The organism is Chelativorans sp. J32 (assembly GCF_000518985.1).
Taxonomy (GTDB): Bacteria; Pseudomonadota; Alphaproteobacteria; order Rhizobiales; family Rhizobiaceae; genus Chelativorans.
Map to the genome: position 1 here is coordinate 133488 of NZ_JAEQ01000005.1, position 20475 is coordinate 153962.

The following is a 20475-nucleotide window of genomic DNA, read 5'->3' on the forward strand; positions in this document are numbered from 1 at the left end:
CCCCCGGCCCGGGCCTGAGCACCTCGCAAAAACGTTACCGCCGGGCGTCGATTCTATGATGGTCGGTGGAACAGCTTCCAATCTCCATCGTTAACGACATCGAGAAATCCGCCGGAGTGCGGAGATAAGATAGCCGCCTTACGGGCCAAATAGATCCCTGGCGGTGGCAGGAGGTAGAGACATGACGAAGGCGCTTCGAGCCGCATTCGGCTTGGCGGCGGTGGCATCGGTCGCACTCTTTACGGGCGCTCAGCAGGCCACGAGCCAGAGCGGCGACGTCTGCGCTCCGCGCAAGGATCTCGTTGCCCAGCTTGGCGCCCAGTACCGGGAAAGCCAGAAAGCGGTCGGCCTGCTCGGCGATCAGGCGGTGATGGAAGTTTTCGCGTCGGATCAGGGCACATGGACGATTCTGACGACCGATACCAACGGTACGAGCTGCATTGTGGCGGCCGGTGAAGGGTGGGACGATACCTTCACGAGACTCGTCGGCGAGGGCGTGTAACGGAATCAGAGGCGGGCGACACTCTCGGCGTGCTTGCGCAGCAGGCTCATCAAGGCCTCCGCCTCGCCTCCGGCATCATCTTCGTTGCGATCGACGATGGCGCGGATCAGCCGCACGTGTCGCTCTGCTGCGTGGGCCAAGTCCGGCCCCGTCTGGAAGCGGTACCAGAATCGGCGGCAATGGGTCTGCAACGGCGCTGCGAGCTTCGCTGCGTAGGGATTGTCGGCAGTCTCAGCCAAGACCTCGTCGACCAGCTTATCCGCTTCCAGGAAATTGACGGGATCACCCGACACGACCGCCCTTTCCATGCGTAGTGCGGCCTCATGGAAGTGGGCGACCGCCGGGCCGGTGGCATAGCGTGCCGCCGAGCGGGCGAGCAGCACCTCGACGTTGTAGCGGGCATCGATGATCTTGACCCAGTCCGTGCGATTGAGCGGCGCGATCGCAAGGCCTGCCCGCGGGCGAACCTCCACCAATCCTTCCCATGCCAGCCGTTGGATCGCCTCCCGGACAGGGGTGCGGCCGAGGCCAAGACTGTCGATCAAAGCCCCTTCGGTCGTGACGGAGCCGGGAGCAAGCTCCAGCGTCACGATCATTCTTTCAAGCTGGTCATAAGCCTTGGCAGCAACCGGCCCCGGGGATTGTCTCTTGAGTTGAACCGGCATGGCTAAGCCGCGGAATCTCCAATGATGTATCAGTCGGTGATTATACTTCACAAAGCACGAGACGGGCTGTTATATACACCTGATATATCAAAGCCACCCCTTATGGAGTACAAAACTGGCGGCCATATCCATATCAGTGATCGACATTGGATCGCGCTGGCGCGAGGGGCCGCTTGGCGACAACCAGCTTCGCGCCCGGCCGGGCGAGCGAGGTCATTCGCGGGCACCGTGGCAAGGAACAGACACGTCGTGGTGAAGGCCCAGCTCCGAGATTGGAGCATGCACTGACATGCAGAGCCGCAGGCCATCGCAGGACTGCGAGGTCGTCATCATCGGCGGTGGAATCATCGGCATTTGTATTGCCGCCTATCTGGCCGAGAGCGGCAAGCGAGTCCTCGTGCTCGACCGTTCCGGCATCTGCGAGGAGACCAGTGCGGGCAGCGCAGGCGCGCTCGCCTTCTCTGATATCCTCCCGGTCACACATCAAAATGTGCTCTCCGAAATCCCCCATTGGCTCAGGGACCCGCTTGGTCCACTCTCCATCCCGCCGAGCTATCTGCCGAGGATTCTGCCCTGGCTGCGCCGATTTCTGAACGCTGGTCGCGCGGAGTATTTCGAAGCCGCTGTCTCTGCCCAAGCATCCATGATGGCCCTGGCAGAACGCGAGTGGATGAGTTTGATCGGCCGGCTCGGATTGAAAGACATGCTGCGCGAGGACGGATGTCTGGAGCTCTATGAAACCGAGGAGGAGTTTCAGGCTGGGGAGGAAAGCTGGAAGCTGCGCCGCCGCTTCCACATCCCGTTTCAGCATCTAACGGGAGACGAAATCGCCGGATATCAGCCGGGCCTTTCCAAAAGATTCGTCCGGGCCACCTTCCTGCCGAGCTGGAAAACCGTCTCTGATCCGCAGCGGTTAGGGCATGCCATCTGGGCCCATGCCGAGGTTCACGGTGCCCGCCTCATGCCGTTGAGCGCAGATAACGTGACATGCGAGGCAGGAAAAATCACCGTCGCCGCCTCCAACGGCGAGAAATTCTCCTGCAACACGCTCATCATTGCAGCCGGTGCGTGGTCCCGGCCCTTCGCGGCGGCTTTCGGCGACCGGGTCCCTTTGGAGACGGAGCGCGGCTATACGACGACGCTCCCGGCGGATTCGTTCGACCTGCGCCATCAGCTCGTCTTTCCGCGCCACGGCTTCGGGATCACCCCGCTTGAAACGGGGCTTCGCATCGGCGGCGCAGTGGAACTGGGCGGTCTCAAGCGCCCGCCCAACTTTGCGCGGTCTCGGGCGATGCTGGACAAGGCGAGCCGTTTCCTGCCGGGGTTGAAGACAAGCGGTGGCCGGCAGTGGATGGGTTACCGGCCCTCCATGCCCGATTCGCTGCCGGTGCTCGGCCGCTCACGGAGAGAACCGTGCGTGCTCTATGCCTTCGGCCACGGCCATTTCGGTCTCACCCAGGCCGCGGCCACGGGCAGGATCATCCGCGATATTCTTCTGGAGCGCCCTCTTCCCATCGACCTCAGTCCCTTCGCGGCGAGCCGTTTTCGTCGGAGATGATGGACCGTGCGATGCGCCGGACCGCTGCTGACACGCGCCTTTTGCGAGCGGTCCCAGGACGGTCGTTCGCTGCAGTATCTCGGTTGCAAAAGCAGCCCTCTAAGCGCAAGAATATATTCTGGAGGTAGTCATTGGGAGGAGGTTCTTCGAAGGTTGAGATAAAACCTGCCGTTGAAAGCGAGGACATTGCGCAATGCGAATGATAGCTTGCGCCGCACTCGCCATCCGCCAATGATGCGGAGAAATGACCCAGCGGAAGAAGCAGCGTCCAAAGCCGCGCGCCGCCAGGGTCTAGGGGATGAAAACGAAAACAACGGAATGCACCTTTGGTGACATTCGATGGGAGTCCTGCATAAATGGAGTATTTCTTTCAGCAGCTTATTAACGGGCTGACGCTGGGGTCCATCTATGGCCTGATCGCTATCGGCTATACGATGGTCTACGGCATTATCGGCATGATCAATTTCGCCCATGGCGATATTTTCATGATCGGTGCCTTCATCTCTCTTGCGATGTTCCTGGTGCTGACCACAGTGCTGGGCTTTGCATTCCTGCCGGTGGTGCTGCTCCTGGTCCTGATCGTGGCGATGCTCTTCACTTCCGCATGGGGGTGGGCTGTCGAACGTGTTGCCTACAGACCGCTACGCGGCTCGTTCCGCCTGGCTCCGCTGATCACGGCCATCGGCATGTCGATCGTGCTGCAGAACTTCGTGCAAATCACCCAGGGCGCACGCGTCAAACCGCTGCCTCCGCAAATTCCCGGCGGCATAACCTTGTTTCAGGGCTCGACGGAAGCCGGCACGATCGTGGTGCAGCTTTCCTACATGCAGATCATCATCATCGTTACGACCGTCGTTCTGATGGCGGCATTCACGCTCATCATCAACCGCACCTCGCTCGGGAGGGCCCAGCGGGCATGCGAGCAAGACCGCAAGATGGCCGCCCTTCTGGGGGTGGACGTGGACCGGACGATCTCCCTCACTTTCGTGATGGGCGCTGCGCTGGCTGCCGTTGCAGGCTTCATGTTCCTGCTGCTCTACGGCGTGATCGACTTCTATATCGGTTTCCTCGCCGGCGTTAAGGCCTTCACGGCTGCCGTGCTCGGCGGCATCGGCTCCCTACCGGGCGCGATGCTGGGCGGTCTCCTCATCGGACTCATCGAGGTGTTCTGGTCCGGCTATTTCTCCGTCGAATACAAGGATGTGGCCGCCTTCTCGATCCTCGCGATCGTTCTCATATTCCTGCCGTCCGGACTGCTTGGACGTCCCGAAGTGGAGAAAGTATAATGACTGCTTCCGGAACCCACGTCCCCGCTTCCACACAGAAACCGGTCGGCGCCCAGGCGCAGGCCGAGGACCGGCGCTCTCTCGGCAGAACCGATACGGTCTCGGAAAACCGCCTCGCAGCATCGCTGCGGGACGCGGCGGTCGCCGCTTTCCTCGCCGGTGTGCTGGGGTTCTTCTTCATCGGCCTTCGGACGGACCTGGCCCCAGGCGGGCTCGATATCCGTATGCGCTGGGCCGCCTGGATCACGGCCATTATCGTCGTGTTCGTGGGCCGGCTGGCCCTGAACGTCTTCGTCTTCAAGGCCGCCCATCCGGTGGGCGAGGACATCGGCGCGAAGGTCGCAGGCATGGGCAGGGCTGTGCCGGGGCTGGGAAAATGGCTCACCCGCGCCCTGTTCCTGTTCGCGCTCGTGCTGCCCTTCTTCTTCACGACCTTCTTTCCGGGTCGCGACCGTCAATTTATCGACCTCGCCATCCTGATTATGACTTACATCATGCTGGGCTGGGGATTGAACATCGTGGTGGGCCTCGCCGGCCTCCTCGATCTCGGCTATGTCGCCTTCTATGCGGTTGGAGCCTATTCCTTCGCGCTGCTCGCCCAACATTTCGAGATCGGCTTCTGGGCTGCCCTGCCGCTGGCCGGCCTGCTCGCGGCCTTCTGGGGCATGATTCTGGGTTTTCCGGTGCTGCGATTGCGAGGCGATTATCTTGCGATCGTCACTCTCGCCTTCGGTGAGATCATCCGCGTGGTTCTCCTCAATTGGTACAGCTTCACGGGCGGCCCGAATGGGATTTCAGGAATTCCGAAGCCGACCTTCTTCGGCTTGGAAATGAGTCGCGGCGATGACGGTTTCGCAGCCTTCTTCGGCATCGAATACGATCCGATCCAGCGCTTCATGTATCTCTACTACATCATCTTCGCGCTGGCGCTTCTCACGAACCTCGTGACACTTCGGCTGCGCAAGCTTCCCATCGGGCGGGCTTGGGAGGCTCTGCGGGAAGACGAGATCGCCTGCCGCTCACTCGGGATCAACACACGCAACACGAAGCTCACGGCCTTTGCGATCGGCGCGATGTTCGGCGGTTTTGCGGGTTCCTTCTTCGCCACCCGTCAGGGCTTCATCTCGCCGGAAAGCTTTTCCTTCATCGAATCGGCCATGATCCTGGCCATCGTCGTGCTCGGAGGATTGGGATCGCAGCTCGGCATCGTCATTGCCTCGATCGTCATGATCGGCGGCATCGAGATGCTGCGCAATCTGGGCTTCCTGACTGAGATCTTCGGGCCCGGCTTTGATCCGGTTCAATATCGCATGCTTATTTTCGGGCTCGCCATGGTCCTGATCATGGTCTGGAAGCCGCGCGGTCTCGTCACCACGCGCGAGCCGACGGCAGCGCTCAGGGAAAAGAAGCGCATTGGCGCGGATATGGTGGCACAGGGTGAGGGGCACTGATGGCTTCGCTGATTGAAATGAACGCATCTGCAAGTGCCGTGCATCGCCGCTGGGAGGAAGATCCCATTCTCTCAGTCCAGCATCTCACCATGCGTTTTGGCGGCCTTGTCGCCATCAACGACCTGTCCTTCGACGTGGGCCGGGGTGACATTACCGCACTGATCGGCCCGAACGGCGCGGGAAAGACGACCGTCTTCAATTGCGTGACCGGCTTCTACAAACCGACCGAAGGGCGCATCGTGATGCGCCATGGACCGGGGCGGCAGGACGAACTCGTGCGTCAGATCACGGCCAGCGGCTTGCGTTGGAAGAAGGAGGACGGCCAGGGAATCTTCCTCCTCGAGCGAATGCCCGACCATGAAATCTCCGCCAGGGCCAAGGTGGCGCGCACCTTCCAGAACATCCGCCTCTTCGGCGGAATGACGGTTCTGGAAAACCTCCTCGTTGCCCAGCACAATCGGCTTGTCGTCGCGTCGGGATACAGTTTCGGCGGCATCCTGGGCCTCCCAACCTATCGGCGGGCGGAGAAGACGGCGATCGAAAAGGCCGTTTACTGGCTGGAACGCACTCACCTGATCGACCGCGCCGATGATCCCGCCGCCGATCTTCCTTACGGCGCACAGCGCCGGCTGGAAATTGCCCGGGCAATGTGTACGGATCCCGAGCTGCTTTGTCTCGACGAACCTGCTGCGGGCCTTAACCCACGCGAATCCGCAGAGCTCAACGAGCTTCTGAAATTCATCCGCGACAATGGCACCTCCGTGCTTCTCATCGAACACGACATGGGTGTCGTCATGGAGATTTCGGACCACATCGTCGTGCTTGATTACGGAGTGAAGATCGCCGACGGCGACGCAATGGCCGTGAAGACCGACCCCAGAGTGATCGCAGCCTATCTCGGCGTCGAGGAGGAAGAGGAAATCGACGTGCCGGAAGTGTTGGAAGACGTGGTCGAACAGGTGGGGGAACTGCCGGGTTCACCGAATACCGAGCCTGAGCCTCCGGCCAGACAGCCTGCCGCAACGAAACGGTCCAGAAGCCGTGCCGGCAAGGGAGGCAAAGCATGAACGGGGCTGGTGAAACCCTGCTCGAGGTGAGGGGCGTCGAAACCTATTACGGAAAGATCGCTGCCCTCAAAGGCGTTGATTTCACCGTGGAACGCGGAGAGATCGTCACCATGATCGGCGCGAACGGGGCCGGGAAGTCGACGCTGATGATGACCATCTGCGGCACGCCTCAGGCGCGCAGCGGCCGGATAATTTACGAGGGAACGGACATCACGAACATGCCGACCCACGAGATCATGCGGCTCGGCATCGCGCAGTCGCCGGAGGGGCGGCGGATTTTCCCCCGCATGACGGTGATGGAAAACCTGCAGATGGGAGCGGCGCTCGTCGATCCCAAATATTTCGAAGATGACCTGCAGCGCGTCTTCACCCTCTTCCCCCGATTGAAGGAGCGGATGGCCCAGCGGGGCGGCACTCTCTCCGGTGGCGAGCAGCAGATGCTGGCGATTGCGCGCGCGCTCATGAGCCGGCCGAAACTGCTGCTGCTGGACGAGCCGTCGCTCGGCTTGGCGCCGCTGATCGTGAAGCAGATCTTCGAAGCGATCCGCGAGCTCAACGAAAAGGAGGGGCTTACCGTCTTTCTCGTAGAGCAGAACGCCTTTCACGCTCTGAAACTCGCCCATCGCGGCTATGTGATGGTGAACGGCAACATCACCATGAGCGGTACAGGCAGGGAGCTTCTCAAGCGGGAAGAAGTGCGGGCGGCCTATTTGGAAGGCGGGAGGCATTGATGGAAAACGAGAACACCCTTCTCTGGGAAGTCACTTTCTGGGAGTTCCTGTTCGTTACGGTGCTGCTTGCCGGCAGCGCCGCCTATCTCACCGGCCGCGCGATGGCCCGGACATGGCAGGCAGACCTGCAGCTTGCCGTCTATATCGTGCTTCTGGCGGCCGCGACGCGCTTCATTCACTTCGCGCTCTTCAAAGGTACCCTGCTTTCGCTGCACTACTATCTTGTCGATCTTGTCGTTCTCCTGGTGATCGCATTCCTAGGCAAGCGCATCACGCGAAAGCGTCAGATGACGACGCAGTACTGCTTCGATTACGAGCCGAATGGACTGATCGGCTGGCGTGCAAAGAGCTGAGGCGTTTCACCAATGACTGGCAACGAGATCTTTATTTCGCAATGAAATTGAGCTTTGATGCCGGCAAGCGGGCAGCACCCGCGCTGCATAACCGGAAAGCCGAACACCATTTCCGGAATGCTGAGGGAACCTCTGGTGTTTCAAAGGGAGCAACCATGAAAAGAACACTTTTGGCCGGGGCCGCGTTGAGCCTTGTGATGACGGGCTCCGCCTGGGCGGATATCACGATCGCAACAGTGGGTCCGATGACCGGTCAGTACGCCTCGTTCGGCGCACAGATGCGGGCGGGCGCAGAGCAGGCGGTGGCCGACATCAACGCCGCCGGCGGGGTGAACGGCGAGATGCTGAAGCTTGAAATGGGTGACGATGCCTGCGATCCGAAGCAAGCGGTCGCAGTCGCCAACCAGCTTGCCGGATCGGGCGCCGTCTTCGTCGCCGGGCACTTTTGCTCGGGCTCCTCGATTCCCGCCTCGCAGGTCTATGCGGACGAGGAGATCGTGATGATATCGCCCGGCTCCACGAACCCGACCTTCACCGACAACCGCCCCGGCCCCGGCATCTACCGCGTCTGCGGCCGTGACGACCAGCAGGGCGACGTGGCCGGCAAGTTCCTTGCCGAGGAATTCGCAGGCAAGAAGATCGCCTTCATTCATGACAAGACCGCCTATGGCAAGGGCCTCGCGGACGCCACCATGGCCGTCTACGAGAAGGCCGGCGGCAAGCCGGTGCTCTACGAAGCCTATACGGCTGGCGAGAAGGACTACACCGCCCTGGTTTCGAAGTTGAAGCAGGAAGGCGTGGACGTCCTCTATGTCGGCGGCTACTACACGGAGGCCGGCCTCATCGCCCGCCAGATGCGCGAGCAGGGCATGCAGACGATCCTCGTCTCGGGCGACGCCTTGGTGGCGGACGAATACTGGGCCATCACCGGCGATGCAGGCGAGGGAACTCTGATGACCTTCTCGCCGGATCCGCGCAAGAACGAAGTGGCAAAGCCCGTCGTCGACAAGATGCTGGCTGCCGGCAAGACGGCGGAAGGCTATGCGCTCTACACCTATGCCGCCATCCAGGCTTGGGCTCAGGCGGCGACCACCGCCGGTTCCACCGACTTCGAGGAGGTCACGAACGCGCTGAACGAAGGCAAGTTCGATACCGTTCTCGGCACACTGGAATTCGATGACAAGGGCGACGTTACCCTGCCCGGCTATGTCTTCTACGAGTGGAAGGACGGCAAATACGACTATCTCGAGCAGTAAGCTCAATCTGATGGTTCGAAGACGGCCCGGCATTGCCGGGCCGTTTTTCGTTCCAGGGATTGTTGCACTGCAGCATAGGTCACGCTAAGCATGATTCCGGAGGAGAGCCGCGCACCGTCCCGGAGACTGACTGGTGATGGCAGCGAGAAAGGTCGTGCCGCTCCCTCCAGTTCGTAACCGGAGCTTGCCAGTGCAGATCAAGAAACTCCTCGTCGCCAATCGTTCCGAGATCGCAATCCGTGTCTTCCGCGCCGCCAATGAACTTGGCATCCGGACGGTCGCCATTTGGGCAGAGGAGGACAAATATTCGCTCCACCGCTTCAAAGCGGACGAATCCTACCAGGTCGGCCGCGGTCCGCACCTGGCACGCGATCTTGGCCCGATCGAAAGCTATCTCTCGATCGATGAGGTGATCCGCGTTGCGAAGCTTTCCGGCGCCGACGCCATTCATCCCGGCTACGGGCTGCTTTCGGAGAGCCCGGAATTCGCCGAAGCCTGTGCGGCAAACGGGATCGTCTTCATCGGCCCGAGCCCCGAGACCATGCGCCGGCTGGGCAACAAGGTGGCCGCGCGAAACCTCGCCGTCGAAGTGGGCGTGCCGGTCGTGCCGGCGACCGAGCCTCTGCCCGACGATATGGACGAAGTGGCGAGGATGGCGGCGGAGATCGGCTTCCCGGTCATGCTCAAGGCCTCCTGGGGCGGTGGCGGGCGCGGCATGCGCGTCATCCGCTCGGAGGGGGACCTGAAGCGCGAGGTGATGGAGGCAAAGCGCGAGGCCAAGGCGGCATTCGGAAAGGACGAGGTCTATCTGGAAAAGCTCGTCGAGCGCGCCCGTCATGTCGAGGTGCAGGTTTTGGGCGACAAGCACGGCAATGCCGTGCACCTGTTCGAGCGCGATTGCTCCATCCAACGCCGCAACCAGAAGGTCGTCGAGCGCGCCCCGGCTCCCTACCTCGATGATGCAAAGCGCCAGGAGCTTTGCGATTACGCGCTGAAGATCGCCGAGGCCACGGATTATGTCGGCGCCGGCACGGTCGAGTTCCTTATGGACGCCGATACCGGCGCCTTCTATTTCATCGAGGTGAACCCGCGTATCCAGGTCGAGCACACGGTGACCGAAGAGGTAACCGGCATCGACATCGTCAAGGCGCAAATCCGGATCCTGGAAGGCGAGCGCATCGGCGATCCCCGGTCGGGCGTGCCCGCGCAGGATCGCATCCGGCTCAACGGCAACGCGCTGCAGTGCCGCATCACGACGGAAGACCCGGAGCAGAACTTCATTCCCGACTACGGCCGTATCACGGCTTACCGCGGTGCAACCGGTTTCGGTATCCGGCTCGACGGCGGCACGGCCTATTCCGGCGCGGTGATCACCCGTTACTACGACCCGCTTCTGGAAAAGGTAACCGCCTGGGCACCGACGCCCGAGGAAGCCATCCAGCGCATGCACCGGGCATTGCGCGAATTTCGCATCCGCGGCGTGGCGACCAACCTCACATTCCTCGAAGCGATCATAAGCCATCCTCGCTTCCGTGATGCGTCTTATACAACCCGCTTCATCGACGAAACGCCTGAGCTCTTCGATCAGGTGAAGCGCCGAGACCGGGCAACGAAGCTTCTCAACTACCTTGCGGATGTCACCGTCAACGGCCATCCGGAAGCGCGCGACCGTCCGCGCCCGAACCCCGATGCGGCTCCCCCGCGCCTGCCCTATATCGATGGCCCGGTATCGGAAGGCACGAAGCAGCTTCTCGATCGGCTCGGCCCTGACGAATTCGCCAAGTGGATGCGCGCCGAGACGCGCGTTCTCATCACCGACACGACGATGCGCGATGCGCATCAGTCGCTGCTTGCCACGCGCATGCGCACCTTCGACATTGCCCGCGCGGCCAGTGTCTACGCCCGCGCATTGCCACAGCTTCTTTCGCTGGAGTGCTGGGGCGGCGCGACGTTCGACGTCGCCATGCGGTTCCTGACCGAAGACCCCTGGGAACGGCTCTCTCTCATCCGCGAGGGCGCGCCGAACCTGCTTCTGCAGATGCTGCTGCGCGGCGCAAACGGCGTCGGCTACACCAACTACCCCGACAATGTCGTGCGTTATTTCGTCCGCCAAGCAGCAGTCGGTGGCATTGACCTGTTCCGCGTCTTTGATTGCCTGAACTGGGTCGAGAACATGCGCATCGCCATGGACGCGGTGCGAGAAGAAGGAAAGCTTTGCGAGGCGGCGATCTGCTACACGGGCGACATCCTCGATCCCGCCCGGGCGAAATACGATCTGAAATATTATGTCGGCCTCGCCAAGGAGCTGGAGGCAGCCGGCGCGCATATCATCGCCATCAAGGATATGGCGGGGCTCCTGAAGCCGGCCGCAGCGCGAGTGCTCTTCAAGGCCTTGCGTGAAGAGACCGAGCTGCCCATCCACTTCCACACGCATGACACATCCGGTATCTCTGCCGCCACGGTTCTGGCCGCAGTGGAAAGCGGCGTGGATGCGATTGACGCCGCCATGGATGCGCTGTCGGGCAACACCTCACAGCCCTGCCTTGGGTCGATCGCTGAAGCGCTCAAGGGCAGCGAGCGCGACCCCGGTCTCGACACCGAATGGATCCGCCGCATCTCGTTCTACTGGGAAGCGGTGCGCAACCAGTATGCCGCCTTCGAAAGCGACCTCAAGGGGCCGGCCTCTGAGGTCTATCTGCACGAGATGCCGGGCGGCCAGTTCACCAATCTGAAGGAGCAGGCCCGCTCCTTGGGTCTTGAGACGCGCTGGCATGAGGTGGCCCGCGCCTATCACGACGTGAACATGATGTTTGGCGATATCGTCAAGGTCACCCCCTCTTCCAAGGTCGTGGGCGACATGGCCTTGATGATGGTGAGCCAGGACCTGACCGTCGCCGACGTGCAGAACCCGCAGAAGGACATCGCCTTCCCCGACTCGGTGGTCTCCATGCTGCGCGGCGATCTCGGCCAGTCGCCGGGAGGATGGCCGGAGGGATTGCAGAAGAAGGCGCTCAAGGGCGAAAAGCCGATTACTGTGCGCCCGGGCTCGCTGCTCAAGAACGCCGATCTTGAAGCCAATCGCAGGGAGCTGGAACAGAAGATCGGCCGCGAGGTCAACGATTTCGAATTCGCCTCCTGGCTCATGTATCCCAAAGTCTTCGCCGACTTCGCTGCCGCTTGCGAGGTCTATGGGCCCGTAAGCGTCCTCCCCACGCCGGTCTATTTCTACGGGATGGAGCAGGAGGATGAGATCTTTGTCGAGATCGAGCGCGGCAAGACGCTGGTCATCCGTTGCCTTGCCATCGGTGAGCCTAATGAAAAGGGTATGGTGACGGTCTTCTTCGAGCTCAATGGGCAGCCGCGCCGCGCCAAGGTGCCGGACAGGCGCCATGGAGCTTCTGCCGCAGCCATGCGCCGGAAAGCGGAGCCGGGGAACGATGCCCATATGGGCGCGCCGATGCCTGGGGTTGTCTCGTCTGTGGCCGTCACCGCGGGCCAGAAAGTTTCGGCCGGCGACGTCCTTCTTTCCATCGAAGCCATGAAGATGGAGACCGCTCTTCATGCCGATCGGGAAGGAACCGTCGCCGAGGTCTTGGTCAAGGCTGGAGACCAGATCGACGCAAAGGACCTCCTTCTGGTCCTGCAAAGTGCCGATCCTGGCAATTGACGCGGGAACTTAAACCGATTTAGACACTTCCCCCGTGCGATCTGGCACTAGAAGCGGGACAGCAGCAATGTCGGGACGGGACGCGCTTTACGGCCGGTGGGCAGTCGCGGCTTTCTTTTTCGCGAATGGCTTCGTGACGGGAAGCTGGGCGCCCGAAATTCCTGTCCTTGTCGCCCGCTTTTCGCTAAGCGAGACGGCACTCGGCCTCCTCATCCTCGCCTTCGGCGTGGGTGCGGTGGCGGCCATGCCCATCTGCGGCTACCTCATCGGCCGATTTGGCTCGCGCGTCGTGTCGAGGGTGGCGGGCGTATTATGCTGCGTTTCCTTCCTTGGCATAGCGGCCGCTCCCACCGTGCCCCTCGTAGCCGCAGCACTGGTCCTTTTCGGCGCCATGCTGGGCGGCATGGACGTGGCCATGAACTCGAACGCAGTGGTGGTGGAACGCAGGCTCCAGCGGGCCATTATGTCCTCCTCGCACGGCTTCTGGAGTCTTGGTGGTTTTGCAGGTGCAGGTGCCGGCGGCTTGATGGTGGAGCAGTGGGGACACGTCGCGCACATATCCATTGTGGTGGTGTTCGCCCTTCTGCTTGTCTTGTTGGCCATGCCCTTTCTCGTTGCGGAGAACAGACCCGCCAGCCCAGGCGCAGGCGGCAGACGCGGTCTGCCGCGCGGCGTACTGGTCTATGTCACCGGGATCATTGCGTTGTTTTGCATGATTCCAGAGGGCGCGGTACTCGATTGGGCCGCTCTCTACCTGCAGCAGGAGATGGGCGCCGACTATTTCACCGCGAGCTTGCCCTTCACGGCTTTTGCCGGCGTGATGGCCGTCATGCGTTTTCTTGGAGACGGCATGCGGAACCGCCTGGGGGCCGTGAACACCATGCGTCTTTCAGCCGGTGTCGCTGCCGTGGGCATGCTTGGAGCAGGCCTTGCACCCAACGCGCTCTTCGCCACCGTGGCCTTCGCGGTGGCGGGGCTCGGCGTGGCAAACATGGTCCCCATCGTCTTTTCGGCTGCGGGTAATCAGCCCGGCATTTCATCGGCCGCAGGCATGAGCGTGGCGACCACGATGGGCTATTCCGGAATCCTCTTCGCGCCGTCGCTGATAGGCTTTGTCGCTGAGCACACCGGCTTCTCGCCGATCTTCATAGGCTTTGCGGTTGTGCTGATCATCGTGCTTTTGATGGCCAATCTTGTGCGCGCCGCCGATCATATCGCGCCCCAGCCGGCGCCTTCCACCTGATCCATGAAAGCGCCGACTGGGACACGTTGGGCCTGAACGAACAAAGGCCCTATATCCTGCCCATCAAGGCGAGGATGAGCACCACAATGAGAATGATCCCGAGAATGCCGGAGGGGCCGTATCCCCAGCCACGCGAATAGGGCCAGGCGGGAACGGCGCCGATCAGCACCAGGATCAGGATTATAATGAGAATAGTACCAATAGACATCGCATTGTCCTGCAGATGTTGACGTAACGGCAGGACAACGCACGGAAAACGCGGCGGGTTCCGACCCGCCGCGTCGCCGGTCTACTCGGCGGCCTTCGGATACGCGGTCAGGCCTTCGTCTTCGACCTCCGAAGTCGTTTCTCCAACATCGTCCCCGGCCTTGCGGCGGCGGAAAAGCCTGGAGAACAGACCTCCACGCCTCTGACCTGCCGGACGATTCTCCCGCGTAAAGACCATCAGCGCCGATGGCGTAACGATAAGCGTTAGCACCGTCGCGAAGGTTAGGCCGTAGACGATCGCGCTGGAAAGCGAAATCCACCACTGGGTCGAGGGAGCCCCGATGGTAACCTCGTGATGGAACAGCTCCAGTCCCAGGCCGAAGGCAATGGGCAGCACACCGAGCACCGCCGAGAAGGCCGTGAGCAACACCGGGCGCGCACGCTCGCGGCAGGTCTCGATGATGGCGTCGTATTTGTTCATGCCTTCTTCGCGCAGCCGATCGTAAGTGTCGATCAACACGATGTTGTTGTTCACCACCACGCCGGCGAGAGCGATGACGCCGATGCCCGACATCACGATGCCGAACGGCTGTCCGGTAATCAGCAAGCCGAGGAACACGCCGATCGTCGCCATCACCACCGTCATCAGCACCAGGAACACGCTGGTGAACTTGTTGAACTGCGCAAGCAGCACCACGAAGATGAGGAAAATCGCCGCCCCGAACGCGCTGCTGAGGAAGGAGGCAGCCGCGTCACTCTCCTCGCTGGAGCCGGCCAACTTCCACCGCGTGGCTCCAAGATCCGTATCCTGGAGTGCGGAGATCACCTGTGCCTGCACATCGGCGACCTGATAGCCGGATGCCACATTCGCCGTCACCGTGATCGTGCGCTGCGCGTCGATGCGGTTCAGGATGCCTGTGCTCAGCTCGGGCTTGCGGGTGACGAAATTGGAGATCGGCACCGGCCCTTGCGGGGTCTGCACACGCAGCTGATCCAGCATGGAAAGCGTGCGGCGGTCCTCAGGCAGACGCAGGCGAATATCCACCGCATCGTCCACTCCCGCCGGACGATAATCCGACAGTTTCAGACCGTTCGTGACCAGCTGGACCACCGTTCCGACGGCAACAGGGCTGACGCCATATTGCGCGGCTTTTGCGCGATCCACCTGGAGCGCCCAATCGACGCCGGGCGGAGGCAAGCCGTCCGAAATATCGATGACACCATCGATCTGCCGGATCCGCTGGGCCACCATGGCGGCTTGCTCGTTCAGATGCGTGGGATCCGTCGCAGAGAGCTGGATCTGGATCGGCTGCCCCGTGGGCGGGCCGGCATCCGGCACGCGGACCTCGATCTCCACACCCGGCATGTTCGCCATTTCGGCGCGCAGGTCGTTCAGGATCTCGCTTGCGGGCTTGCGCTCGCGCCAGTCCACGAATTCGTACTGGATGATGCCGATCACATCCTCGTCGATGTCCTGGCCGCCGCCACGGGTTTGACCCACGCGCGTATAGACCGATTCGATGCCAGGCCAGGTCAGGAGCTTCTGCTCGGCGGGTTTCACCAGGCGGTTCATTTCGTCGAGCGACATGTTCCCGCGAGCATGCACATACATCAGCCCGTATTCGGGCTCGACATTCGGGAAGAACTCCACGCCGGCGCCCCAGCGCGAATATGACATCTGCACGCCGACCAAAAGCGCAATGGTGAGCAGCAACACCGTCTTCGGATAGTGGACCGCGTATTTGACCAGGTTGATATACCAGCCGTCACGCTCACGCTTTTCCTCCACATGGGCCTTGGCGAACATGGCGCCCAGTGTCGGCGTGAAGATGAGCGCATAGGCCATGGAGGCGGCAAGCGTGACGATCAGTGTGATCGGTAGATATTTCATGAACTCGCCGACAATGCCCGGCCAGAAGAGGAGCGGCGAGAAGGCGGCGATACGCGTCATCGTGGCCGCGATCACCGGGCCTGCCATGCGCTTTGCTGCAAGCTCGAAGGCCTCTGCCCGCGGCATGCCCTCATTCATCCGCCTCTCGGCGAACTCGGTCACGATGATGGCATCGTCCACCAGCATGCCGACAGCAAGGATCAGGCTGAACAGCACGATCATATTGACGGTGTAGCCAAGCATCGCCAGGGCGAAGATGCCCATGAGGAACGACGCAGGCACCGCAAGCCCGATGAGGAACGAAGCGCGGCCGGAAAGCGTGTAGAGAACGACGATGAAGACCAGGATGACCGCGATCAGCACATGGTTCTGGAGCTCGTCCAGCATGTCCCGGATCATGGTCGACTTGTCCTGGCTGAACGTGACCGAGACGCCCTCGGGCATCGTCTTCACGTAATCCTCAGCCACCTTCTTCACAGCGTCGACGGTCTCGACCAGATTGGCGCCGACGCGCTTCTTCACCTCGATGGCGATCGCGCTGTGACCGTTGAGTCGCGTGATGCTCTCCGCGTCCGTGAAGGTGGAGCGCACCGAAGCGATATCGCGCGCCCGGACGACCGCATCCGGCGTTGCCACGATCGGCAGATTGGCAATGTCCTCCGAGTTTTCGATGAGAGCCGGCACCTTGACGGCGTAACGGCCTTCCTGCCCCTGCAGCGCGCCGGCGGCAACGAGACTGTTCGAGGCATTGACGCCGCTGATGAGCTGGTCCAGCTGGATGCCGTAAGAGGATAGCTTGACCGGATCGATAATGACCTCGACGAGCTCGTCGCGCGAGCCCTGCAGCGCCCCCTCCAGCACCCCCGGGACTTCCTCGATGCGGTCACGCAGCTCCTTCGCGGCGTTGGTAAGCTGCCGTTCGGGCAGGTTGCCGGAAAGCGTGACGACGAGGATCGGGAACTCGGAAACGTTTACCTCATGGACGGTCGGTTCCTCCGCATCCGTGGGGAGGTCTCCCTTGGCGTCCGACACCTTGGCGCGCACGTCCTGGATGGCGTTGGAAAAGTCATAACCGGCCTGAAACTCGACCAGCACGAAACCGCCACCCTGATAGGCGGCGGACCGCATCTCCTTCACGCCCTCAAGACTCTTGAGCGCAGTTTCCATCGGCCTCAGCAGAAGCCGTTCGGAATCTTCCGGCGAGATGCCGTGGTAAGCAAGGCTCACATAGATGATCGGGATCGGAACGTCGGGTTCCGCTTCCTTGGGAATATTGATGTAGGCCAGGCTGCCGGCGACAACGAAGAAAAGAAGGATCGATAGCGTCAGTCGCGCATTTCGTATGGCAAGTCGGACGATGTCCATGGGATCATTGCTCTTGCTGTGGCTGTGCCGCGCTGGCAAGTTCGCGTATGGTGGCAGCGTCCGCCTGTTCGGCTTTCACCTTCTCACCTTCGGTCACGAGATCCTGCCCGGCAACGATGACCTGCATATCCTGCGGGATGCCGGCGAGGTAGAGAGCCTCCGGCGTATCATCGATGATGTCGATGGGATAGAAATGGACCTCGCCGGCTTCGTTGACGGCCCGGATGCCAAGCTCGCCATTGTTGCTGAGCGTGACCACCGAACGCGGCAGGGCGACGGTTTCCACCATATCGGTCTTGATGCTGATTTCCGCCGTCATGCCGGCCGGGATCAATCCCTCCGGATTGGGAGCGACGACCTCCACCCGATAGGTGCGGGTCTGCGGGGAAGCAGCGCGGCTAACATGCCGGATGGTTCCCGAAAGGGTCTTGCCGTTGACCAGGCGCACTTCCGCCTTGTCGCCCGGCTTGATCGTGCCGAGATCGCGTTCACTGACCTCTCCGGCGGCAACGATGGGATCGAGTTTCAGGAGCGTGGCGACCTCGGTGCCCTGCATCACAGCCGTGCCCTTCTCCACTGAGATCTTGTCGACGACGGCCTCGAAAGGCGCACGTACGGCGACGCGGTCGAGATCGGCCTGCGCCTGCTCCAGCGCTGAGCGGGCCGCAGCAAGATTGGCGCGGGCCACGTCGAGCTGAAGGCTGGCGAGATTGCCGGTCTTGGCAAGCCGCTCGGCGGCGGCCGCTTCGGCCTCTCGCTGGGCAAGCGCCTGGCGCGCGGACGCCACCGCGGCCTCCTTGCCCTCGTTTTCCAGCCGCAGGATCAGATCTCCCTCCTTCACGCGGGAACCTTCCTCGACGGGCAGATCTTCCACGATGCCGGCAATGCGTGCCGCCATTACGGCATTCTTGTCCGCTTCGGTCCGGCCGGATACGTGAATGGTACGCGCGTGCTCAAGGCGGGGCGGGACGGCAACCTGAACCGTCTTCAGAACGACAGGACGCTCTTCCTGGGCGGCTGCGGGCTTGGCTTCCTGGCTCGCGCTGCCGACCGACGAGAATTCGCCGGTCGCGATCCAGGCCGCCGTCGCAACGAGCACCGTCACTGCTGCTATCTTGTGGAACTTCAGCTTAGCCATCAATATTTCCAATGAGTTGTAGCCAGCGGCCAGAATTGATGATCGCGGCGATATGGGCAGCTCACCAGGCGATTTCAACCATGCCTAGAAAGCACGTTTCGTCCTACGTCCTTATCGCGATCCACGCTGCAAAACAGTCACACCCCTCGTCACTCCTGACAACATTATGTCATGATAGCGAAGCTGGCGGAGTACGGCCGAACGCGTCCCTCGCGACCAAGCGCGTTCCAGGTCGGCGACAGATTGACAAATTCTGTATTTTTGTCAATGACTGATTTCAGGAGTAGATGTGAGCATACTGAAGGAAACTGAAGAAAGGCCTGAAGACGCCAAGCGGGCGCGCGTGCTCGAAGGCGCCCTGCAAGTATTCCTTGCCTATGGCTTTTCGCGGACGACAATGGACGACATTGCGCGCGCCGTGGATATTTCGCGCCCAGCGCTTTATCTCCTTTTCCGCAACAAGGCGGATATATTCCGCGCCGTCGAGCAGGAACTGCTCGCAAAATCCCGAGTGAACGCTTGTGCGGCACTACGCGGCGAAGGCGAACTGTCGCAGCGCCTGCTCGCGGCCCTCGATCAGTCGCTTTTCCAGCTTCTCCGCAAGGTCTTCGAATCCCCCCATGGCGACGAACTCGTGGACTTCAACAACCAGATCGCTGCGGACCTTGTTGCGGAGTGGCGCCAGCTGATGGTGGAGCGCTTTGCACGGTGCATCGGCGAGGAGGCGCAGCGGCGGGGAGTGAAGCTGGAAGACCGCGGCCTCTCCGCCCAGTGCCTGGCGGAAATGCTCTTCGACATGCTCGCAGGCCTCAAAGCCCGCGGAAAGCGCGGCCCTCAGGTAGAACCGCAATGCCGCCAATTCATCAACCTGATCGAGCTCGCCCTCAAGAAGGACTGAGCGACAGGCCAGTCATTGTGCCGTCCAGCCTCCATCGATCGACAGCGTCGCGCCCGTAATCTGTGCGGCCGCGTCCGAGCACAAGAACACCGTCGCCGCCGCCACGTCTTCGACCCTCACGAACTGCCGTGTGGGCTGCTTGGCGAGCATCACTTCCCGAACGACCGTCTCGCGGTCCATCTCGTGCGCCTTCATCTGGTCGGGGATTTGAGCCTCCACCAGGGGCGTCAGCACATAGCCGGGGCAGATCGCGTTGCAGGTGATGCGCTCCTCGGCAAGCTCCAGCGCCACCGTCTTGGTCAGCCCGACGATGCCATGCTTTGCGGCCACATAGGCCGATTTGAAGGGAGAGGCTCTGAGGCCATGGGCCGAGGCGATGTTGATGATGCGCCCGCTGCCTGCGCCTTTCATATGCGGAATCGCCGCGGCGATCGCATGGAAAGCGGAGGAGAGGTTGACCGCGATGATCGCGTCCCACTTCTCGGGCGGAAAGTCCTCCACCGGGGCGACATGCTGGATACCTGCATTGTTGACCAGGATGTCCACGGAGCCGAATTGCCGCACTGCATGGTCGACAAGCGCACGGCACTCCTCGCCCCGCGCCATGTCGGCCTTCATGTACACCGCCTCGACGCCGAATTCCTCCGTCAGCGAAGCCGCGAGAGCCCTGTCTTCATCCTGGTCGGTGAATGAGTTGAGGACGATGCGGCAGCCCTCCGCCGCGAGGGCGCGAGCAATCGCCAGGCCGATGCCAGATGTGGATCCTGTAATGATGGCGGTTCGATTTGGCATGCGCGTTGCCTCCTGAGCGGAGGATATTGCAACGCAGCAATGCTTGCCAAGTCGCTATCCGCTCTTACCGACGCATGAGAAGGCTTGCCGCCAAGCCGAGCACGATCACGCCTGCGGCGGCGACTGCGGCCGTTGTTCCCGGGTGCTCACGTGCCCGATCCTGGATGTGATAGGCGCTGCGGCGGATGTCGGGCATAGCGCTGCTCAAATATTCGCGCACCGTTTCAACAATGTCCTCGCTCGTGTGGCGGCCGTCGCGGAAGGCACCGCGGCCACGGCGCATCATCTGCTTCCTCATCGCTGCAATTTCGTGGTTGAGGCTCGCGATCTGGTCGCGCAGGTCTTCGCCCCAATCCTCATGCCGGTGATGCATAATGGCCTCCTGAAATCCCGTTTTTAAATCCG

General features: G+C 61.7%; 17 protein-coding genes. 11 read left to right on the top strand and 6 right to left on the bottom strand.

Annotated elements, in window-relative coordinates; genetic code table 11:
* Positions 1 to 181: 181 nt before the first annotated feature.
* Positions 182 to 502, top strand: coding sequence for a hypothetical protein (locus CHEJ32_RS24330; protein ID WP_034658158.1), 321 nt, complete (start codon positions 182 to 184; stop codon positions 500 to 502).
* A gap of 5 nt (positions 503 to 507) precedes the next feature.
* On the opposite strand, the gene CHEJ32_RS0109755 is transcribed toward CHEJ32_RS24330, so the two are convergent.
* Positions 508 to 1167, bottom strand: a complete 660-nt coding sequence (locus tag CHEJ32_RS0109755; RefSeq protein ID WP_028033713.1) for a GntR family transcriptional regulator — start codon at positions 1165 to 1167, stop codon at positions 508 to 510.
* Positions 1168 to 1456: 289 nt separating this feature from the next.
* Here CHEJ32_RS0109755 and CHEJ32_RS0109760 point away from each other — a divergent pair, with 289 nt between their 5' ends.
* From CHEJ32_RS0109760 to CHEJ32_RS0109800, 9 genes are all read left to right on the top strand, one after another.
* The gene (locus CHEJ32_RS0109760; RefSeq protein ID WP_034658159.1) at positions 1457 to 2725 is read left to right on the top strand and encodes an FAD-binding oxidoreductase; all 1269 of its coding nucleotides are present in this window, start codon (positions 1457 to 1459) and stop codon (positions 2723 to 2725) included.
* Between the two features lie 356 nt (positions 2726 to 3081).
* Positions 3082 to 4011 carry a branched-chain amino acid ABC transporter permease gene (locus tag CHEJ32_RS0109765; RefSeq protein WP_028033715.1) on the top strand — a complete coding sequence of 310 codons (930 nt, stop codon included), beginning with the start codon at positions 3082 to 3084 and terminating at the stop codon, positions 4009 to 4011.
* Positions 4011 to 5462 (top strand): high-affinity branched-chain amino acid ABC transporter permease LivM, encoded by a 1452-nt coding sequence (gene livM / locus CHEJ32_RS0109770; RefSeq protein WP_028033716.1) that lies wholly within the window; start codon positions 4011 to 4013, stop codon positions 5460 to 5462. The genes CHEJ32_RS0109765 and livM overlap by 1 nt, the downstream gene beginning before the upstream one ends.
* Positions 5462 to 6529, top strand: a complete 1068-nt coding sequence (locus CHEJ32_RS0109775) for an ABC transporter ATP-binding protein (protein WP_028033717.1) — start codon at positions 5462 to 5464, stop codon at positions 6527 to 6529. The genes livM and CHEJ32_RS0109775 overlap by 1 nt, the downstream gene beginning before the upstream one ends.
* Positions 6526 to 7260 (top strand): ABC transporter ATP-binding protein, encoded by a 735-nt coding sequence (locus tag CHEJ32_RS0109780; RefSeq protein WP_028033718.1) that lies wholly within the window; start codon positions 6526 to 6528, stop codon positions 7258 to 7260. Before CHEJ32_RS0109775 ends, CHEJ32_RS0109780 begins: the two co-directional genes overlap by 4 nt.
* Complete coding sequence (locus CHEJ32_RS0109785; RefSeq protein ID WP_028033719.1) at positions 7260 to 7613, top strand: DUF6867 family protein; 354 nt, start codon at positions 7260 to 7262, stop codon at positions 7611 to 7613. The genes CHEJ32_RS0109780 and CHEJ32_RS0109785 overlap by 1 nt, the downstream gene beginning before the upstream one ends.
* 155 nt (positions 7614 to 7768) lie before the next feature.
* Entirely contained in the window at positions 7769 to 8869 is a 1101-nt protein-coding gene (locus tag CHEJ32_RS0109790; protein ID WP_028033720.1) for a branched-chain amino acid ABC transporter substrate-binding protein, read from the top strand.
* A 190-nt stretch (positions 8870 to 9059) separates the two neighbouring features.
* Entirely contained in the window at positions 9060 to 12536 is a 3477-nt protein-coding gene (gene pyc, locus CHEJ32_RS0109795; RefSeq protein WP_028033721.1) for a pyruvate carboxylase, read from the top strand.
* A gap of 67 nt (positions 12537 to 12603) precedes the next feature.
* On the top strand, positions 12604 to 13779 hold the full coding sequence (locus CHEJ32_RS0109800; protein WP_028033722.1) for an MFS transporter: 1176 nt from the start codon (positions 12604 to 12606) through the stop codon (positions 13777 to 13779).
* A 49-nt stretch (positions 13780 to 13828) separates the two neighbouring features.
* Here the strand turns inward: CHEJ32_RS0109800 and CHEJ32_RS26695 are convergent, their stop codons facing one another.
* The 3 genes from CHEJ32_RS26695 to CHEJ32_RS0109815 form a co-directional block, all read right to left on the bottom strand.
* Positions 13829 to 13987 carry a DUF3309 domain-containing protein gene (locus CHEJ32_RS26695; RefSeq protein WP_034658160.1) on the bottom strand — a complete coding sequence of 53 codons (159 nt, stop codon included), beginning with the start codon at positions 13985 to 13987 and terminating at the stop codon, positions 13829 to 13831.
* A gap of 81 nt (positions 13988 to 14068) precedes the next feature.
* The gene (locus CHEJ32_RS0109810; protein WP_028033723.1) at positions 14069 to 17242 is read right to left on the bottom strand and encodes an efflux RND transporter permease subunit; all 3174 of its coding nucleotides are present in this window, start codon (positions 17240 to 17242) and stop codon (positions 14069 to 14071) included.
* A gap of 4 nt (positions 17243 to 17246) precedes the next feature.
* Positions 17247 to 18380: an efflux RND transporter periplasmic adaptor subunit gene (locus CHEJ32_RS0109815; protein WP_028033724.1), complete on the bottom strand. Its 1134-nt coding sequence runs from the start codon at positions 18378 to 18380 to the stop codon at positions 17247 to 17249.
* A gap of 289 nt (positions 18381 to 18669) precedes the next feature.
* On the opposite strand from CHEJ32_RS0109815, the gene CHEJ32_RS0109820 reads away from it, so the two are divergent.
* Entirely contained in the window at positions 18670 to 19278 is a 609-nt protein-coding gene (locus CHEJ32_RS0109820) for a TetR/AcrR family transcriptional regulator (RefSeq protein WP_051469574.1), read from the top strand.
* 12 nt (positions 19279 to 19290) lie between these two features.
* Here CHEJ32_RS0109820 and CHEJ32_RS0109825 read toward each other — a convergent pair whose 3' ends face one another.
* Both CHEJ32_RS0109825 and CHEJ32_RS0109830 read right to left on the bottom strand, forming a co-directional pair.
* Positions 19291 to 20070 (bottom strand): 3-hydroxybutyrate dehydrogenase, encoded by a 780-nt coding sequence (locus CHEJ32_RS0109825; RefSeq protein ID WP_028033726.1) that lies wholly within the window; start codon positions 20068 to 20070, stop codon positions 19291 to 19293.
* A gap of 64 nt (positions 20071 to 20134) precedes the next feature.
* Entirely contained in the window at positions 20135 to 20443 is a 309-nt protein-coding gene (locus tag CHEJ32_RS0109830; RefSeq protein ID WP_034658162.1) for a hypothetical protein, read from the bottom strand.
* Positions 20444 to 20475: the final 32 nt, after the last annotated feature.

What these genes read in the sequence shown, in the direction of transcription:
- CHEJ32_RS0109765 (WP_028033715.1), top strand. Translation starts at nt 3,082, where the DNA reads ATGGAGTATTTCTTTCAGCAGCTTATTAACGGGCTGACGCTGGGGTCC.
- CHEJ32_RS24330 (WP_034658158.1), top strand. Translation starts at nt 182, where the DNA reads ATGACGAAGGCGCTTCGAGCCGCATTCGGCTTGGCGGCGGTGGCATCG.
- CHEJ32_RS0109790 (WP_028033720.1), top strand. Translation starts at nt 7,769, where the DNA reads ATGAAAAGAACACTTTTGGCCGGGGCCGCGTTGAGCCTTGTGATGACG.
- CHEJ32_RS0109800 (WP_028033722.1), top strand. Translation starts at nt 12,604, where the DNA reads ATGTCGGGACGGGACGCGCTTTACGGCCGGTGGGCAGTCGCGGCTTTC.
- CHEJ32_RS0109810 (WP_028033723.1), bottom strand. Translation starts at nt 17,242, where the DNA reads ATGGACATCGTCCGACTTGCCATACGAAATGCGCGACTGACGCTATCG.
- livM (WP_028033716.1), top strand. Translation starts at nt 4,011, where the DNA reads ATGACTGCTTCCGGAACCCACGTCCCCGCTTCCACACAGAAACCGGTC.
- CHEJ32_RS0109785 (WP_028033719.1), top strand. Translation starts at nt 7,260, where the DNA reads ATGGAAAACGAGAACACCCTTCTCTGGGAAGTCACTTTCTGGGAGTTC.
- CHEJ32_RS0109830 (WP_034658162.1), bottom strand. Translation starts at nt 20,443, where the DNA reads ATGCATCACCGGCATGAGGATTGGGGCGAAGACCTGCGCGACCAGATC.
- CHEJ32_RS0109780 (WP_028033718.1), top strand. Translation starts at nt 6,526, where the DNA reads ATGAACGGGGCTGGTGAAACCCTGCTCGAGGTGAGGGGCGTCGAAACC.
- CHEJ32_RS0109825 (WP_028033726.1), bottom strand. Translation starts at nt 20,070, where the DNA reads ATGCCAAATCGAACCGCCATCATTACAGGATCCACATCTGGCATCGGC.
- CHEJ32_RS0109815 (WP_028033724.1), bottom strand. Translation starts at nt 18,380, where the DNA reads ATGGCTAAGCTGAAGTTCCACAAGATAGCAGCAGTGACGGTGCTCGTT.
- CHEJ32_RS0109760 (WP_034658159.1), top strand. Translation starts at nt 1,457, where the DNA reads ATGCAGAGCCGCAGGCCATCGCAGGACTGCGAGGTCGTCATCATCGGC.
- CHEJ32_RS0109755 (WP_028033713.1), bottom strand. Translation starts at nt 1,167, where the DNA reads ATGCCGGTTCAACTCAAGAGACAATCCCCGGGGCCGGTTGCTGCCAAG.
- CHEJ32_RS26695 (WP_034658160.1), bottom strand. Translation starts at nt 13,987, where the DNA reads ATGTCTATTGGTACTATTCTCATTATAATCCTGATCCTGGTGCTGATC.
- CHEJ32_RS0109775 (WP_028033717.1), top strand. Translation starts at nt 5,462, where the DNA reads ATGGCTTCGCTGATTGAAATGAACGCATCTGCAAGTGCCGTGCATCGC.